Annotated in this window: 10 protein-coding genes; 4 read left to right on the forward strand and 6 right to left on the reverse strand. The window is 35.9% G+C overall.

What is annotated here, in order from left to right; translation table 11 throughout:
* Window positions 1-45: 45 nt before the first annotated feature.
* Together NJT12_RS11575 and NJT12_RS11580 are read left to right on the forward strand one after the other, a co-directional pair.
* Complete coding sequence (locus NJT12_RS11575) at window positions 46-4,425, forward strand: CusA/CzcA family heavy metal efflux RND transporter (protein ID WP_271336068.1); 4,380 nt, start codon at window positions 46-48, stop codon at window positions 4,423-4,425.
* Between the two features lie 4 nt (window positions 4,426-4,429).
* Window positions 4,430-5,560: an efflux RND transporter periplasmic adaptor subunit gene (locus NJT12_RS11580; RefSeq protein ID WP_271336069.1), complete on the forward strand. Its 1,131-nt coding sequence runs from the start codon at window positions 4,430-4,432 to the stop codon at window positions 5,558-5,560.
* A 65-nt stretch (window positions 5,561-5,625) separates the two neighbouring features.
* On the opposite strand, the gene NJT12_RS11585 is transcribed toward NJT12_RS11580, so the two are convergent.
* Together NJT12_RS11585 and NJT12_RS11590 are read right to left on the reverse strand one after the other, a co-directional pair.
* Window positions 5,626-6,429, reverse strand: coding sequence for a DNA alkylation repair protein (locus tag NJT12_RS11585; RefSeq protein WP_271336070.1), 804 nt, complete (start codon window positions 6,427-6,429; stop codon window positions 5,626-5,628).
* On the reverse strand, window positions 6,426-7,064 hold the full coding sequence (locus NJT12_RS11590; RefSeq protein WP_271336071.1) for a peroxiredoxin-like family protein: 639 nt from the start codon (window positions 7,062-7,064) through the stop codon (window positions 6,426-6,428). Before NJT12_RS11590 ends, NJT12_RS11585 begins: the two co-directional genes overlap by 4 nt.
* Before the next feature lie 97 nt (window positions 7,065-7,161).
* On the opposite strand from NJT12_RS11590, the gene NJT12_RS11595 reads away from it, so the two are divergent.
* Together NJT12_RS11595 and NJT12_RS11600 are read left to right on the forward strand one after the other, a co-directional pair.
* Window positions 7,162-7,500, forward strand: a complete 339-nt coding sequence (locus NJT12_RS11595) for a winged helix-turn-helix transcriptional regulator (RefSeq protein ID WP_271336072.1) — start codon at window positions 7,162-7,164, stop codon at window positions 7,498-7,500.
* A 258-nt stretch (window positions 7,501-7,758) separates the two neighbouring features.
* The gene (locus NJT12_RS11600; RefSeq protein WP_271336073.1) at window positions 7,759-9,135 is read left to right on the forward strand and encodes a sensor histidine kinase; all 1,377 of its coding nucleotides are present in this window, start codon (window positions 7,759-7,761) and stop codon (window positions 9,133-9,135) included.
* 51 nt (window positions 9,136-9,186) lie between these two features.
* On the opposite strand, the gene NJT12_RS11605 is transcribed toward NJT12_RS11600, so the two are convergent.
* The 4 genes from NJT12_RS11605 to NJT12_RS11620 form a co-directional block, all read right to left on the reverse strand.
* The gene (locus NJT12_RS11605) at window positions 9,187-9,876 is read right to left on the reverse strand and encodes a VIT1/CCC1 transporter family protein (RefSeq protein WP_271336074.1); all 690 of its coding nucleotides are present in this window, start codon (window positions 9,874-9,876) and stop codon (window positions 9,187-9,189) included.
* A 260-nt stretch (window positions 9,877-10,136) separates the two neighbouring features.
* Window positions 10,137-13,352 carry a TonB-dependent receptor gene (locus NJT12_RS11610; RefSeq protein ID WP_271336075.1) on the reverse strand — a complete coding sequence of 1,072 codons (3,216 nt, stop codon included), beginning with the start codon at window positions 13,350-13,352 and terminating at the stop codon, window positions 10,137-10,139.
* 865 nt (window positions 13,353-14,217) lie between these two features.
* Complete coding sequence (locus tag NJT12_RS11615) at window positions 14,218-15,585, reverse strand: HAMP domain-containing sensor histidine kinase (protein ID WP_271336076.1); 1,368 nt, start codon at window positions 15,583-15,585, stop codon at window positions 14,218-14,220.
* Window positions 15,575-16,267, reverse strand: a complete 693-nt coding sequence (locus NJT12_RS11620; RefSeq protein ID WP_072953911.1) for a response regulator transcription factor — start codon at window positions 16,265-16,267, stop codon at window positions 15,575-15,577. The genes NJT12_RS11615 and NJT12_RS11620 overlap by 11 nt, the downstream gene beginning before the upstream one ends.
* Window positions 16,268-16,299: the final 32 nt, after the last annotated feature.

Here is a 16,299-nt window from a genome sequence, read left to right on the forward strand (position 1 = left end):
TGTTTTGATCATGACATTATAATTTCAAAAAAATTAAATCATATTATGCTTAATAAGATCATTCAGTTCTCAGTTAAAAATAAACTGGTAATTGGCGTCTTCACCTTGCTTTGGATCATCTATGGCGTGTTTGAAGTTACCCGTTTACCAATTGATGCCGTTCCTGACATCACCAACAATCAGGTTCAGATTATTACAACGGCTCCGTCTCTGGGAGCAGAAGATGTAGAACGTTTAATCACTTTCCCCATAGAACAGGCGATTAGCAATATCCCACAACTTAAGGAAAGCCGCAGTATTTCTCGTTTTGGACTTTCGCTTGTCACTATTGTTTTTGCAGATGATACAGATGTGTATTGGGCACGTCAGCAAGTATCAGAACGTTTGCAAAAAGTAGAAATCGCAGAAAATGCCAGTATTCCTGAAATGGCGCCGGCAACTACAGGATTAGGCGAAATTTATCAATATGTGCTAAAGCCACAGCCGGGCTATGAAACCAAATATTCTCTGGAAGATCTTCGTACGATTCAGGACTGGACGATTCGAAGACAGCTTTTGGGAACTCCCGGAATTGCTGATGTAGCCACTTTTGGCGGAAAGCTAAAACAATATGAAATTGCCGTAAATCCATCACGATTAAAAGCGCAAAACCTTACCATAAAAGAGGTTTTTACAGCATTAAGCAGTAATAACGAAAATACCGGAGGTGCTTATATAGAAAAAGGACCAACCGTACTATATATCCGAAGTGTAGGATTGACCCGAAACATTAAGGACATCCAGAATATTATCGTAAAAAATACCCAGGCAGGAACGCCAATCCTGATCAAAGATATTGCTGAGGTAAAAATGTCTTCGGCTATACGTTACGGAGCTTTAACGACGGATGATATTGGCGAATCTGTTGGCGGAATCGTAATGATGCTGAAGGGTGAAAATGCCAATAATGTTATTGTAAATGTCAAAAAACGTGTTGCCGAAATAGAAAAGATCTTACCAAAAGGTCTAAAAATAGAACCATTTCTGGATCGTACCAAAATGGTTGATAACGCCATTGGCACCGTGCAGAAAAACCTGATCGAAGGTGCCTTGATTGTGGTTTTGGTATTAGTGCTTTTTCTTGGTAATTTAAGAGCCGGATTTATCGTAGCTTCTGTCATTCCGTTAGCGATGTTGTTTGCTATTATTATGATGAACACTTTTGGCGTAAGCGGAAACCTGATGAGTCTTGGAGCCCTTGATTTTGGGTTGATAGTCGATGGCGCCGTCATTATTGTCGAAGCCATATTGCACCATCTTCACAGTGCCAAAAAATACAAAGGAATTGATACTATTTCGCAAGACGAAATGGATAAAGAAGTAACAGGTTCAGCTGGCCGAATGATGAACGCTGCTGTTTTTGGACAAATCATTATCCTGATCGTGTATCTTCCGATATTATCATTAGAAGGAATCGAAGGAAAAATGTTCAAACCAATGGCGCAAACTGTTGCCTTCGCCATTTTAGGAGCTTTCATTTTATCGCTTACTTATGTGCCAATGGTAAGTTCTTTATTCATTAGTAAAAAAGTGAACCATAAGCCGAATATTTCGGACAGAATTATGGCCAAATTAGAATTCTATTATGAAATCTGGTTGTCTAAAGCATTAAAAGTCAGAAAAGGAATTGTTATTTCGGCCTTTGTTTTATTCGGAATAGCCTCTTTGTTATTCAGTCAAATGGGAGGTGAGTTTATCCCACAACTCGAAGAAGGAGATTTTGCAGTAGAAACCCGTTTGTTGTTAGGAACCAATCTTTCGACCACAACAGAAACAATTCAGAAAATTTCATCAGCCCTTAAGAGTAAATATCCTGAAGTCGAAAAAGTAGTTTCGAGAATTGGTAGTGCCGAGATTCCTACTGATCCAATGCCTATTGAAGGCGGTGATATGATTATTGTTCTAAAGGATAAATCTGAATGGACAAGTGCTTCATCTTTTCCGGAACTGGCGGATAAAATGACCGAAACGGTAAAAGAGGTGGCTCCGGGAGTTACAACCGGTTTTCAGTTTCCGGTGCAAATGCGTTTTAATGAATTGATGACGGGAGCAAAACAGGATTTGGTTTGTAAAATTTACGGAGAAGATCTTGATAAATTAGCCCAATATGCAGAGCAATTAGGCGCAATAAGTAAAACCGTCGAAGGTGCAACCGATCTGTATGTAGAAAAAGTAACCGGAATGCCCCAAATCGTAATTGATTATGATTGGGCCGAAATGGCGAAATACGGTATTTATGTCTCTGATATCAACCAAACCGTAAATGCTGCTTTTGCCGGAGCCGTGGCAGGAAGTATTTACGAAGGAGAAAAACGCTTTGATATGGTGGTAAGGGTAGAAGCAAGTGGACGAAAAGATATTTCTGATGTTCGTAATCTCTTAATCTCAACCCGTTCCGGAATGCAGATTCCGCTTTATCAGGTTGCCTCTGTAAAAGAAATAGAAGGCCCCAACCAAATTCAGCGTGAAGATGCCAAACGAAGAATTATTGTTGGTTTTAATGTCAGAGGACGCGATGTAGAATCGATTGTCGAAGAATTACAGAAAAAGGTCAACAGTCAGATCAAGTTCGATCCGGGATATTATATTACTTATGGAGGTACTTTCGAAAATCTTCAACAAGCAAAAGCACGTCTTGGTGTTGCCGTTCCCGCAGCTTTATTCATGATTCTGGCATTATTGTACTTTGCTTTCAGGTCTCTTAAGGAAGGAATTATCATTTTTACCGCAATTCCGTTATCAGCAATTGGTGGTGTTTTTGGACTTGCCTTACGTGATATGCCTTTTAGTATTTCTGCCGGAGTTGGTTTTATTGCACTGTTTGGTGTAGCGGTTTTAAACGGAATTGTTTTAATATCTGAATTCAACCGAATACAGAAACACGGAGAAATTACAGATCCACTGCAAATTATTATTACAGGAACAAAAAACAGGCTTCGTCCTGTATTAATGACTGCTGCCGTAGCCTCGTTAGGATTTTTGCCAATGGCTTTGAGTAACGGAGCAGGAGCAGAGGTACAGCGCCCACTGGCAACAGTAGTGATTGGCGGATTGATAACAGCAACTTTGCTAACCTTATTTGTACTTCCGGCGATTTATTTAATGACGTACCATACTAAAGTATTTTCGAAAAAAATTAAAAAACATAAAATGGATAAACTGACTTTATTGCTTGTTGCTTTATTTATCACTGCTTCAGCCCAGGCACAACAAACGTCGATATCTCTTGATGAATCGTTATCAATAGCCATTCAGAATAATAAAAGGGTAAAATCTGCCCGACTGAACGAACAATCAAAAGAACAATTGCAAAAATCAGCTTATGACATTCCCAAATTAGCTATAGATGCTGATTATGGTCAGTTTAACAGCGGTGTCAATGATACCCGTTTTGGCGTGAGCCAGACTTTTGCTTTTCCAACCTTGTATAGCAATCAGAAGAAAGCGTTGCAGGAAAACTATAATGCCGCAAAAGCAGTATCGCAATTAACAGCACAACAGATCAAGTCAAATGTAAGAAACCTGTTTTATTATTATATCTGGCTCAACAGCAAAAAAGAATTGTTGGCTTACGCCGATTCTATCTACAGATTAATGGAGCAAAAATCAGATTTGCGTTACAAGGCAGGAGAAACCAATGTATTAGAGAAAAGCGCTTCGCAATCAGCAAGGCAATTTTATACCAATCAGCTTACAATGGTCAATAAAGACATTGCTATTACGCTGAAGTCCTTTAATACCATTCTTCAGGATAGTATAATTCACGTTCCGTCAGCGAGCAATATTAAGAACGATTTTACTCTTTCGTTAAACGAAAAGGCAAATACTGCTGAGCTTCCTCAGATACAACTTTCTAATCATGAAGCCGAAGCTGCCAAATGGAAGTGGAAAACTGAACAGGCCAAAATGATGCCGGACATTACTGTAGGATATAACAACCTGAGTATTATTGGAGCGCAAACCAGTTCGACCGGACAAGAAGTTTATTATGGCAGCAGCCACAGATTTAGTTATGTAAATCTTGGAGTATCAGTTCCGTTGTTTTTTTCGAGTCAGTCATCCCGTAACAAAGCCGCCAAAATTGAATATGAGAATTATAAAATGATGGCAGAAACGACGAAAATCGAAATGACAACAGAAATTGAAAATGCTGTAAGCGAAGTCGAAAAATATAAAGAAAGCCTGAATTATTATGAAAACGAGGGACTCAAAAACGCATCGGTTATTATCGATGCCGCCAACAGTCAATTAGAAAACGGAGATATAGATTATCTGCAATGGGTGTTGGTAGTCAATCAGGCCATTACCATCAAAAATGAATATCTGGACAGGGTTAATGATTACAACAAAGCAATCATAAGTCTGCAAACCCTTAATAATTTATAATATAATGAAAACATATATCATCACAATTTTAGGTCTTTTACTTCTGGTTTCCTGTAAAGCAGATAAAAAAGAACAAGAAAGTAAAACAGAAACAAAACAACAAGAAAGTATCCAGTTAAGCGCTGAGCAGGTCAGGAATGCGGGAATGATTGTTGGGAATCCCGAAGAACGAAATGTAAAAGGAATATTGCAGCTTCAGGGAACGGTAACGGTACCGCCAAAAAGCGTAGTTACAGTTAGTATTCCGCTTGGCGGCTATATCAGAAAAACTGATTTAATGGCTGGAATGCATGTTAAAAAAGGTCAGTTATTGGCTGTACTTGAGGACATGCAGTACATACAACTGCAACAGGATTATCTTACGGCGAAAGAGAAATTTCAATTGGCTAAAAGCGAATACGACAGGCAAAAAGAACTGAATGCAAAAAAAGCAAGCAGTGACAAATTGTTTGAGCAGACAGCAACAGAAATGCAGACTCAACGTATTTATATGTCATCATTGGCACAGAAATTAGCCTTACTGAATATTAATGTAAAAACGCTTACAGCTTCGAACATTAGTAAAACGATTGCTATCGTTTCGCCTATAAATGGGTTGGTTTCTAAAGTAAATGTAAACGTTGGTAAATATATGGCACCAACAGATATGCTTTTTGAATTGATGGATATGAGCGACATTGTTCTTGTAATGAATGCTTTCGAGAAAGACATTCATTTGCTTTCGGTTGGACAAACTGTAACTGCTTTTTCTAATGCCAATCCCAAAAAGAGATATAGCGCAAAGATTTCTTATATCAACAAGAGCCTTAACGATGATCGTGCGGCAGAAGTTATTTGTAGGGTAAATAAATACGACAGCTCATTAATTCCGGGGCTTTTTATCAATGCTGAAGCAGAAATTGAAAATGAAAAAGCCATTACAGTTCCGGAAGATGCAGTGGTAAGATGGCAAGGCAAGTTTTTTGTTTTTGCTGCGACCGGGAATAATAATTATAAAATGGTGGCAGTAGAACCCGGAACGGCAAGCGAAGGGTACCGTCAGATAAAATCTTCATTGATAAATGCATCATCAAAAATTGTAACAAAAAATGCTTACACACTTTTGATGACTTTTATGAACGGTGGAGATCAATAAAAGTTTAGTTTAGTTAATTGTGAAAGGGGGAATAGTTTTAATGCTATTCCCTTTTTTGTATCTCTTTATTTTTGAATCGTTCTCAACGCTTTTTTTAGAATATAAGCGGTTTCCTTCGTAGGACTTTTTCCTTGCCATTCAGCACAAATATCCAAAACAAATTGAGGTTTGGTTTTGCTGGCATCATTAAGCCAGTTGGCTACACTGTTTTGTACATACTTTGAGCTGTCAGATTTTAATGGTTCCAAAATAGGCAAACCTAATTCCGGATATTGTTTTAATTTCTCGATATGTTCACTCCAAACTCCTCTTGGGCGTGTCGCTTCACTTGCAAAACGTCTGATGTTTTCGTCTGAATGACTGGTCCATTCTGCTAGGATTGCTAAGCTTTCATCCAGATTTTTGATTAAGGCAGGTCGAATGGCGAGCCAGCATATTTCTCTTACCCCAAAATGTTTGTCGGCAGCAAAAGGCTGAATCTGAATCAGTATTTCTTCAATCGATAACTTGGTATTTCTGCCAATAGTATAAGTGGCCCAACAACGCACCAGATCTGATGGATGTGATTGTATTAAGATTAAAATTTCAGCATCATTTTCTTGTATTGCCAATTCCAGAAGACCGTTTCCTATAGTTTCATTTATGGTATTGACAGTTTGTTTTTTTAATGAGTCAATGCTTTCCAGAATAGGTTTTAAATAAACAGTTCGTTTACATTGCCGAAGCAGGTTTTCAAGCAATAATTTCTGATCAACAGATAACCATTCTGTTAGATTAGCAGTTTCAATTTCTCCTTTGTTCAATTGATTTAGAATGACTGCCGGAATATCCTTTGCAGAGCGCGATCCTTTACGTTTTGTTTCACTCATAATGATTGTAATAATTCATCAATATCAAGTCTGTTTCTATAATCTGCATCAGCAAATTTATAGCATATCGACCCATCACAATCTATTACAAAAACGGCAGGAACGGGTAAGGTATTTTCTTTGTTTTTATTGAAATCTTCCAGGTTTATTCCCATTGCCTGATACGTTGGCAAAGCAAATTCCTGCAATTCAAAACTTATTCCCAGTTGTTTGGCCAGCATGTTATTTTTATCCGTTAGAACATCAAAAGTCAAAAGATGTTTTTCAATAATCTTCATACTTTCATCTGTACTTTGTGGTGAAACAGCTAAAAGAGTGACGTTTTTATTGGTGATTTTTGAAAGGTTTTCTTGCAGTGCCCTAAGTTCTAAATTGCAATACGGACACCAGCTTCCGCGATAGAAAGCAAGGATCATTTTGCCATTTTCAAGAATGTCTTTAGAATGAATCAAATGATTAGATGCGTTTGGCAACGAAAAAGGAATTATTTTATCGCCAATTTGCGCCATTTTATTTTTAATATTTTGAGTTTTTAAAGCTGCAATTGATCTTTCGAATATTTCTAATACCGCTACAGGTACCTGTTGGGCCAATTCATTATTAAGGCTTTCTATTTGCTTTGCCAGAGTATTCATGTCTTTTTAATTTGTTTATTTTTGTAAAGGTTTAAAATAGATTCAACATGAGCAATACCGCACAATTTTGTCTCATAGGGATAAAAAAGTCACTATTATGAAAACACAGGAGAAAGCAGCCGAAAATAAAGTTTGTCCATTAGAGATTGCAGTAAATTCTATCAGCGGAAAATGGAAAATTCCTATTGTCTGGCAAATATACGAAGGAAAAAAACGCCCCAGCGAATTTTTGCGCGGTATTGGCAAAGTAGACAGGCGTGTTTTGAACCAACAACTGAAGGAAATGGAGCAAGACGGGATTTTGACTAAAGAATCTTTCAACGAACTTCCGCCAAGGGTAGAGTATTCTCTTACGGATATTGGAAAAAAATTAGTAAATGTTTTATGGTTGTTAAATGACTGGGGTAAATTATTGATTGACAATGAAAAGGTGTAGTTTTCCAGAACTAAAAGATTTATTTTTGTGCTTAGACCAACATCATATTAAAATTCGCATTCACGTAAATCTATGAAGTTCGTTATTTTAAGCATAGACGGCGTAATTATTGATCCTTAAAATATAAGTTTAGTCAATTATAAAATGGAAAGTTTTAAGAAGAAGAAGAAGAAGAATTGGATATTCCTTTTATTGCCTGAAAAGTATAAAAATATAGAATCCCTAACTCAAGCTGAAATCAGTTATTAATACATTATAATGTTCAATTTTTTGCCACTGGATCCAAAAACAGTTTTCTTGCTTTATTTTTGGGGAAACCTGTTTATTTGTGTACTTATATTTAGTTATTCGTTTTCGTATGCTACGATTGAGAATAAAAAGAAGTTAAACATTTTTGGATATGGAAAAATAGCACTTACGATAGGTTGGGTACTAATTTTTTTAAGAAATATAATTCCTGATTTCATTTCTATCAGTCTTGCTAATTCTATTATTTTGTGCGGATGCTGCTATGAAACCATGGCGATGATATCGATGCTCAAAACGAGATCAAAGAGACGTACTCGTTTGCAAATAGGGTTAACAATTGCGGCTATTGCAGTTTTTAATATTGCAACATTCTTAGACAGCCCGATAAATACTCGCATCTTGATTATGTCGATGGGAATATTTACGATTTTTTTACCCCCAACAATCAGTTATTTTAGAGAAAAAGGAAATAATCTTTTCCGAATGTTTTATTTGCTTTGCTACGCCGTGTTCGAAGTTTTACTTTTTTTACGCGGAGTTTACACTTATATCAACCCACAGGAATATTTTTTTTCGTATCGCTTTTTTGATAGTTTGTATAGTATTGGCTTGTTCTTGCTTACATTAATAGGAACAGTAGGATTTTTATTGTTGGTAAAAGAAAAACAGGACCTTAAAATCAAAAAACTTTTAAACGATAAAAATTTATTCTTTTCTATTATTGCCCATGATCTTAAAGGTCCATTAGGATCATCAGTTGCATTGTCAGAAATATTGGCTGAAGAAATTGAAGTATACAGCCGTGAAGAAATCAAGGAAATTACCAGAATGCTCCATGAGTCGAACAAAAATATTTATAAGTTACTTGAAAATCTTTTAGACTGGTCACGCGTACAAACGGGAATGATTGAGTATAGCCCGGAAAAAGTGATATTGAATAAATTGATCGAAGAAAATGTGGCACTTAATAGAAACACGGCATTAAATAAAAATATAACTATTAAGTTCGACTGGAATGAAATAATTGAAGTTGAACTGGATAAATATATGATTGATACGGTGTTGCGAAATTTACTGACCAATGCAATTAAATTTACAGAACAACAAGGCGAAATTAGAGTAACGATACAAAAGAAAAATCAAAAAGTAGAGGTATCTATCACGGACAATGGAATTGGAATTCCGGATAACATAAAAGAAAAACTGTTTAAGATTAATGCAAAAGTGATTCAAAAAGGAACAGAAAATGAAAGCGGAAATGGATTGGGATTATTGCTTTGCAGTGAATTTATAAAAAAACATGAGGGCGAAATTTGGGCTGAAAGCGAATTTGGAAAAGGCAGTACTTTCAAGTTTATCTTGCCGTTGGCGCGTATAAAAAGATAAACTCGAATTAAACCTTAGTCTTATTCAGAACGAGAATTCTTATGGTCTTGTTTAAGCAGTCTGAACTCCAAAAATATAACCTACCAATGCCGATGTTGCCATTGCAAAAGTACCCCAGATACAAATACGCAATACCGCTTTTATCGTTTTTGATCCTCCTGCTTTAGCGGCCAAAATTCCGGATAGTGCCAGAAAAAGTATCGAAAAACCATATTGATAGAACACCATATCTTTGATAGGAGCAAAAAAGGCTACCAGAACCGGTAGCAATCCTCCGGTAATAAAAGACGTCGCCGATGCAAAAGCGGCCATTAGAGGATTAGCCTGTGTGATTTCGTTTATTCCCAGTTCATCTCTTGCATGAGCTTCAAGCGCATCGTGTGCCATTAGTGCTTCAGCAACCTGTTTTGCTAATACTGTATTTAATCCTCTTTGAATATAAATATCCCTTAGTTCCTCAAGCTCCTCTTTCGGCATAGTCTCCAGTGCTATTCTTTCTCTTTTTAAATCGGCTGTTTCAACATCAGATTGTGAACTTACGGATACATATTCGCCCGCAGCCATAGAAAGTGCACCTGCAACCAAACCGGCTACTGCTGCAAGTAAAATAGGCTCTCTGGAAGCACTGGCAGCGGCAACACCAATAACCAGACTGGTTGTTGATAAAATTCCGTCATTGGCACCCAAAACAGCTGCCCGTAGCCAACCACTTCTATTGATATAATGATTTTCTGCCTGCATAGTTTTATTTTTTAATGTATTCGACTCTGAATTCTCCTAATGAAATTTACTTCAAAATAGCTTTGGTTATCAAAAGAAGAGCAATAGAATGATTCTAAATTTTGTAAAACGTTTTGAAGACTAATTTTAGTTAGCACTAAATCTCAGAATGTAAATCGAACGGAAAATATATCGAAATATAAAATACAGGTATAAAAAAAGTCCCCCAGTTTCATAAGGGTTGAAACTGGGGGACAATAAAAAAAATAAAACACAATCTTCTAGAACGAATATCTCAATCCAAGCTGCCCTTGGAATCTTGAGGCTAATTGATCTACAGTATAAGGTGTAGCCGTAGGTTTCTGGAAAGTATATGTTGGATCGCCAGTAGCAACTCCGCCTAAATTTCCTGATTTTGTTAATCCTAAGTTGGCTGTTGAATTGTAAGTGTTTGGAACGAAATAACTTCTTCCCCAGTCTTTATTGATAAGATTTCCAACATTAGCCATGCTAAATGAGATTTGGAATGTACCCACTTTTGAAACTTTTATTTCATCCATTAATTTCAAATCTGCCTGAATGTTCCAAGGCGTAGTATCACCATTTCTTTGAGTGAATGTTCCTCTTCTTGTTTTCAAATAATCATTTCCATTAATAAAAGCTTCGTAATCTGCTACTTGTTGCGCTGCTGTTGCAGATCGAACACCAGTAGAACTTACCCCAATATATTTAGCCGCTTCTGCTGCATCTTTAAAGATATAAGCCAATCCTGCTGCTTGTCCTGTTCCTGCAATGGTTGAGTTTACAAATCCCCATGAAAACGGATTTCCTGATTGCGCATTAAAATACACGTTTGCAGAGAAAGTATTGTTTTCAGCCAGTTTTACAGCATATCCTACATTAGAAACGATTCTGTGTTTGATATTAAAGTTAGAAGTTGCCAATTGAGGATCATTAGGAGTCAATGACTGATTCATCTGGAAGTTACTTTCCATAGAGTTACGAATTCCGTTTGTAACATCTCTTGAATCTCCGTACGTATAAGCCGCCATAAAGCTAAGACCAAAATCATATGTTTTAGAAACCATCTCCGTAATACTATATCTGTATCCTTTGTTTGTATTTGACAATAAATAAGCATTAGAAAAAGCAGGATTGATATTAGCGGCGTAAATTGGCATTTGGTGATTCGTATCATAAGAAAAATAAGTAGGGTTATCAGTCTTATTTACTTGTTGAAATTCAAGATCACGAATCACTTTAGTATAAATACCTTCTGTTGTAAATTTATATCCGTTAATGATTTTATCAATTGCAAGAGAATTTCTTAAAACAGCCGGCATTTTAAATTTATTGTCAACTAAATCTGCCTGTACCTTTGGTGTTGCATCATGATATCCGTTTAATCCGTTGTTGGCCAAAGGATCACCAGCTGCTGCAACCTGAGCAGGAGTAAGGTTGTTTTTATCGTAACTTCCGTAACCTACACCGTCATTATAATACGCATATCCTAACCATGCAAACGGAATTCTGCCTGTAAATACTCCTGAACCACCTCTTATAACAAGAGTTTTATCTTCGTCTACATTATAAGTAAATCCTATTCTTGGCGAAATTAGTGCTGTGCTAAAAAAGTTGTTACTAATCTGGCTTAATGGCGTATAACTATATGTTGTGCCATAATTAGGGTCAGCCGGCGAGTTTTGTACTTGTGGACTTAATTTTGGCTTATTTGGCAAATCAGTATAATCAACTCTCACACCAGGCGTAACTTTTAGTTTGTTGCCAATTCTAATCTCATCCTGTACATAAAAACTGTAAAGGTTTACTTTAAATTTAGCGTATGGATTATTAAAAATCTCATCTCTTGTAGAACCGTCAAAAGGATACGTTCCGCGAACACGAGTTGGAGTTTTGCTGTAGAAATCTGCCAGTGATTTGTATGAAACCCTTCCATTAAGAGCATTTACAAAACCGTAATTAATGTCGTAAAATTCGTTGTGAGTACCAAATAATAAAGTATGGTTTCCTGTTTTATAAGTAAGGTTGTCTGTGATTTCGGCTGTATTTTGTTTCATATTAAAAACAGTTGCTTCACGATCATTTCCTAAGAAAATTGTTCCTCCGTTATATCCAATTTCTGCCTGAGGAAACATAGCATTTCCTGATTTTGGATCACGATAATCTTTAATAGCTGAATAACTTGCAAGGAATGAGTTAGACCATTGACTGTTAAAATGACTTTTTAATTCTAAGACAGTACTGCTGGATTCGTTTTTTTGTGTAAAATCCATGCTTGAAAATCTAAAGTTTGCTGCGTCACGCTCTAAATTTGATGCCTGAGAAATTACTGTATTGTTTCTTAACGAAAGAGAGTGTTTGTCATTAATTTTCCAATCTAATTTGTTGAAGAATTTTTGGCTTTTTGCAAAGTTGTTGTAGGCACCATAACTTCCAGGATCAAATCCGTAGTTTGACTTAACGAAATTCGAAATTTGTTCTGCTGTAGTATTATCAACCAATGAAGTTAATTTTCCGTCAGAGTTTGTTTGTCCGGCATTGTAAAATAAAGGATCCGTTCTCTCTGCATATTCCATATTAGTAAAGAAGAATAATTTATCCTTAATAATTGGCAGGCCTAATCTGAAACCAATTTGATAATCACCAAAAGATTTTGGCATTTTAGAACCGTCACCTGCATTATTAGGACCTGTCATAGCTGCATTTCTGCCATAGCTATAAATAGATCCGGTCACTTCGTTTGTACCGCTGCGCGTAACGGCATTGACGCTTCCGCCTAAAAAGTTTCCTAATTTAATGTCATAAGGAGCAATATAAACCTGAATGTCCTGTATTGCATCAAGACTTATAGAATTTGATCGTGTACTGCTTCCAGGCATTCCTGATGTTCCTGACTGACCACCCAAAGACGGGCTAAAACCAATTGCATCATTGTTTATAGAACCATCGATCGTAACGTTGTTGTATCTAAAATTGGTTCCGGCAAAAGAGTTGTTAGAACTCTGAGGAACTAATTTTGTAACGTCCTGAATTCCTCTGTTGATTAACGGTAAACCATTAATTTTTTTCTCATTAATACTTGTCCCATTATTTTTTGAAGAAGGTTTTGAACCTGTAATAACCACTTCTTCTAATACATTATTATCTGTTTTACCAACCACAATAGCAGGTAAATCATTATCGCCTAATGCTAAATTTATTTGTGCATTAGAATAATCTTTGGTACCTGAACTTTTAATTTCTAATTCGTAAGGTCCGCCGGCATTTAAATTTTCGAAACTAAATCTACCTTGTTTATCCGTTACAGCTCTGTAAACTGCATTAGTAGGTAAATGTGTTAATGTAACCTCAGCACCAGTAAGTGGACTTGTTCCATCGCTAACTTTTGCAGATAAGGATGAGGTTGTAATTTGGGCAAAAATGTTTCCCATAACGAGAAGCATTAAAGCCGAAAAAAAGAGTTTTAGTTTTGTCATTGTTTTTTAGTTTTTATTTGACAAAGAAACTCTGTTTGTTTCGATCTGATTTAAGCTTTTTGTTAACTTAAAATCATAAAACAATTCATTGTTAACTAAGGATTATGAACGTGTTATTTTTTTAAAATCGCTTTAACTACTTAGAATCAACGCTTTGTGTAAAAATCTAAAAATAAGTAGATTAGATTTGAGTTTAAAGTAGATTAGAAAAAGATTAGAGTGTTAAGCAAATGTTAGCGATCGGTAAAATTGATAACCTTAGATATTACTATTCTAATGTAAAAATGTAAATATTTTGATATATTAAGACAATGATAATTTCAAATGAGCATAAAATTGAATAGCGTCCAGCTTTAGCGGGATGTCATTAAGTTCAGGGGAAATCTATAAAATTACTTTACAGTTTAATCAAGAAAGTAATTGGAAAAATCCGTTTTTATCAGCGATTTCGCTTTAGCGAATCAGTAAAATCAGCGTCTAATTTTGACGCGGATATAATAGATTTACTTCGTAAATACGCGGATAAAAATGGATTTGGTTTGCAATAATTTTATTTTTAAAAGCTTAACTTAATGACATTGGGCTTCGGGATAGTGTGAACCCTCGTTTCTCGGGATGACAAGATTGTGCGTAATCAAAATTTACTATTAAAAATCCGCATCAATCCGTGCTTTCGCATTAGCGAATCCGTGTCATCCGCATGCCATTGCGCAAACTTATGGCAACGAGGGATCACACAAGCAGCTCGACAGAGATTAGCGATTTTGCTTGCGGAGTTTCTTGCGGAGATCCCTCGTTCCTCGGGATGACAATAATTATGGTTACTTTGGTTCTGCACAATCTGCGAGAAAAAAAAAATAATTCTTTAAGGAAATACCAACGAAAACGAAGTGCCTTTTCCGAGTTCAGAATCTACTGTCAAATTTATATTATGAAGTTTAAGAATTTGCATGGTAATGTAAAGACCCAAACCCTGACCCTGAATATGGCGTGTATTATCACTTCTGAAAAAAAGATCAAAAATAGATTGTTTATCCTCTTCTGAAATTCCCGGACCCTGATCTGTAATTTTTATCATAAGTTTTCCTTCGTTTAAAAGGGCAAACACTTCTACCGGAGCAGGAGAGGAGAATTTAACAGCATTATCCAATATATTGTATAAGGCAATAAAAAGCATGTGTTTATTGGCGTGAACAGAAAGTAAATGTTCATGATCAGCAACAGCATTTACATCTACAGAAACCTTAGATTCAGGATATTCAATGGCTTTCTTTTCCAGAACATTCCATAATATCTCGTCTATTCGTACCGTTTCCATTTGTTGAGGTTCAGACAATTCAAGTCCTGATAATACAAGAAGTCCTTCCAGAGTAGCTTTAAGGTGCAGAGTATCTTTTCTTAAAGATTTTAGTATTTCCTCATATTGCTTGTTAGTTCTGGGTTGTTGCAGTGAGACATCAATATCACCAATAATAATAGTAAGAGGAGTTTTTAATTCGTGTGAAGCATTTTTCAGGAAATTATTCTGAATCATTATGCCACTCTCCAGTCTTTCCAGAAGATAATTAAAAGTGGTAGCCAATTCTTTAATTTCATTTTTACCGTTAGTTTGTGGTATTTCTAATCTCGAATGAAGATTTTCTGTTGTTATCGTATTTACTTTGGCTATAACTTCCGTAAAGGGACGAAAAGTTTGTCTTGCCAGAAATGTTCCCAAAAGATAATTTAAAGGGATTCCCACCAGATAAAATAAAATAAACATTAAGCCCAATATCTCTACTTGTTTATTACCTGCACGATCAATTCCTGAAACTACAATGATAAAATCTCCCTGATTGTCAGTATAAAAAAGAGCTACAAATTGTCTTTTACCTCTCGTAAAAGTAAACAGTTTTTCTTTTTTGATATTCTCTAAGTCCTTATCGCTTAATTGAAAGTCAATTGTATCTTTTATATAAATTTTGTTGGTCTTAGCATCGTAAATACGAATAGACTCATTGTTTATTCGTTTGTACTGAAGTTCAATTTGTTGATAACGGGCGCTGTTCATCTCTTTTATTTCATCTTTTTCAAAATAAAAAAGTGCGGCAGTCATCGCATGATCTTCAAGATTATCAAAATAAAGATCTTTCATATGACTTCTAAACAAGAGGAAAGATCCGGCCATAAGAAGCCCGACTATAAAAGCAAAAAGCAAAGTAGAATTGACCGCTAATTTATTTTTAAGATTCATGACTCTTTTGTTTGAGCATATATCCTGTTCCTTTTATAGTATGAATTAAAGGGGTAGGGAAGTTCTTGTCTATTTTATTGCGCAAATAATTAATATAAACATCGACAGTATTTGATGTAGTATCAAAATCAATATTCCAGACCGCTTGTGCAATTGCAATTCTGGACAATGCTTTCTCACGGTTTTTCATAAAAAAAATCAAAAGCTTCAATTCCCTCGAAGACAAATTCAGTTCTTTCCCGTCCCTGGAAGCACTTTGTTCTTTCATATTAATTTCAACTCCGGCATAGGACTGAAAATCTAAAATTCCGGTGCTGAATTCAGCACGGCGAAGCTGCGCATTTATTCTTGCCAGCAATTCCTCGAACAAAAAAGGTTTTGCCAGATAATCATCAGCTCCGGCTTGTAAACCTTTTACTTTTTCGTGTGGCGTATCAAGCGCACTTAAAATAAGTATTGGCACAATAATTTTTCGGCTTCTTAAAACTTCGCAAACTTCAAATCCCGTAATATCAGGCAACATAATGTCGAGAATAATAATATTATAAGTATTCTCCATTACCTCTTTTATGGCATCAAAACCTTTTGTAATTGTTTTTACCTCATAGAGATGTTCCTCAAGTCCTCTTGTTATAAAGGAGGCAACTCTTGGATCGTCTTCGACTAATAATACTTTATTCATAACTTGAAATAATTGGCGTGTGTAATAGTATA

The organism is Flavobacterium azizsancarii (assembly GCF_027980145.1).
Classification (GTDB): Bacteria; Bacteroidota; Bacteroidia; order Flavobacteriales; family Flavobacteriaceae; genus Flavobacterium; species Flavobacterium azizsancarii.

What these genes read in the sequence shown, in the direction of transcription:
- NJT12_RS11595 (WP_271336072.1), top strand. Translation starts at nt 7,162, where the DNA reads ATGAAAACACAGGAGAAAGCAGCCGAAAATAAAGTTTGTCCATTAGAG.
- NJT12_RS11600 (WP_271336073.1), top strand. Translation starts at nt 7,759, where the DNA reads ATGTTCAATTTTTTGCCACTGGATCCAAAAACAGTTTTCTTGCTTTAT.
- NJT12_RS11615 (WP_271336076.1), bottom strand. Translation starts at nt 15,585, where the DNA reads ATGAATCTTAAAAATAAATTAGCGGTCAATTCTACTTTGCTTTTTGCT.
- NJT12_RS11585 (WP_271336070.1), bottom strand. Translation starts at nt 6,429, where the DNA reads ATGAGTGAAACAAAACGTAAAGGATCGCGCTCTGCAAAGGATATTCCG.
- NJT12_RS11575 (WP_271336068.1), top strand. Translation starts at nt 46, where the DNA reads ATGCTTAATAAGATCATTCAGTTCTCAGTTAAAAATAAACTGGTAATT.
- NJT12_RS11580 (WP_271336069.1), top strand. Translation starts at nt 4,430, where the DNA reads ATGAAAACATATATCATCACAATTTTAGGTCTTTTACTTCTGGTTTCC.
- NJT12_RS11620 (WP_072953911.1), bottom strand. Translation starts at nt 16,267, where the DNA reads ATGAATAAAGTATTATTAGTCGAAGACGATCCAAGAGTTGCCTCCTTT.
- NJT12_RS11610 (WP_271336075.1), bottom strand. Translation starts at nt 13,352, where the DNA reads ATGACAAAACTAAAACTCTTTTTTTCGGCTTTAATGCTTCTCGTTATG.
- NJT12_RS11590 (WP_271336071.1), bottom strand. Translation starts at nt 7,064, where the DNA reads ATGAATACTCTGGCAAAGCAAATAGAAAGCCTTAATAATGAATTGGCC.
- NJT12_RS11605 (WP_271336074.1), bottom strand. Translation starts at nt 9,876, where the DNA reads ATGCAGGCAGAAAATCATTATATCAATAGAAGTGGTTGGCTACGGGCA.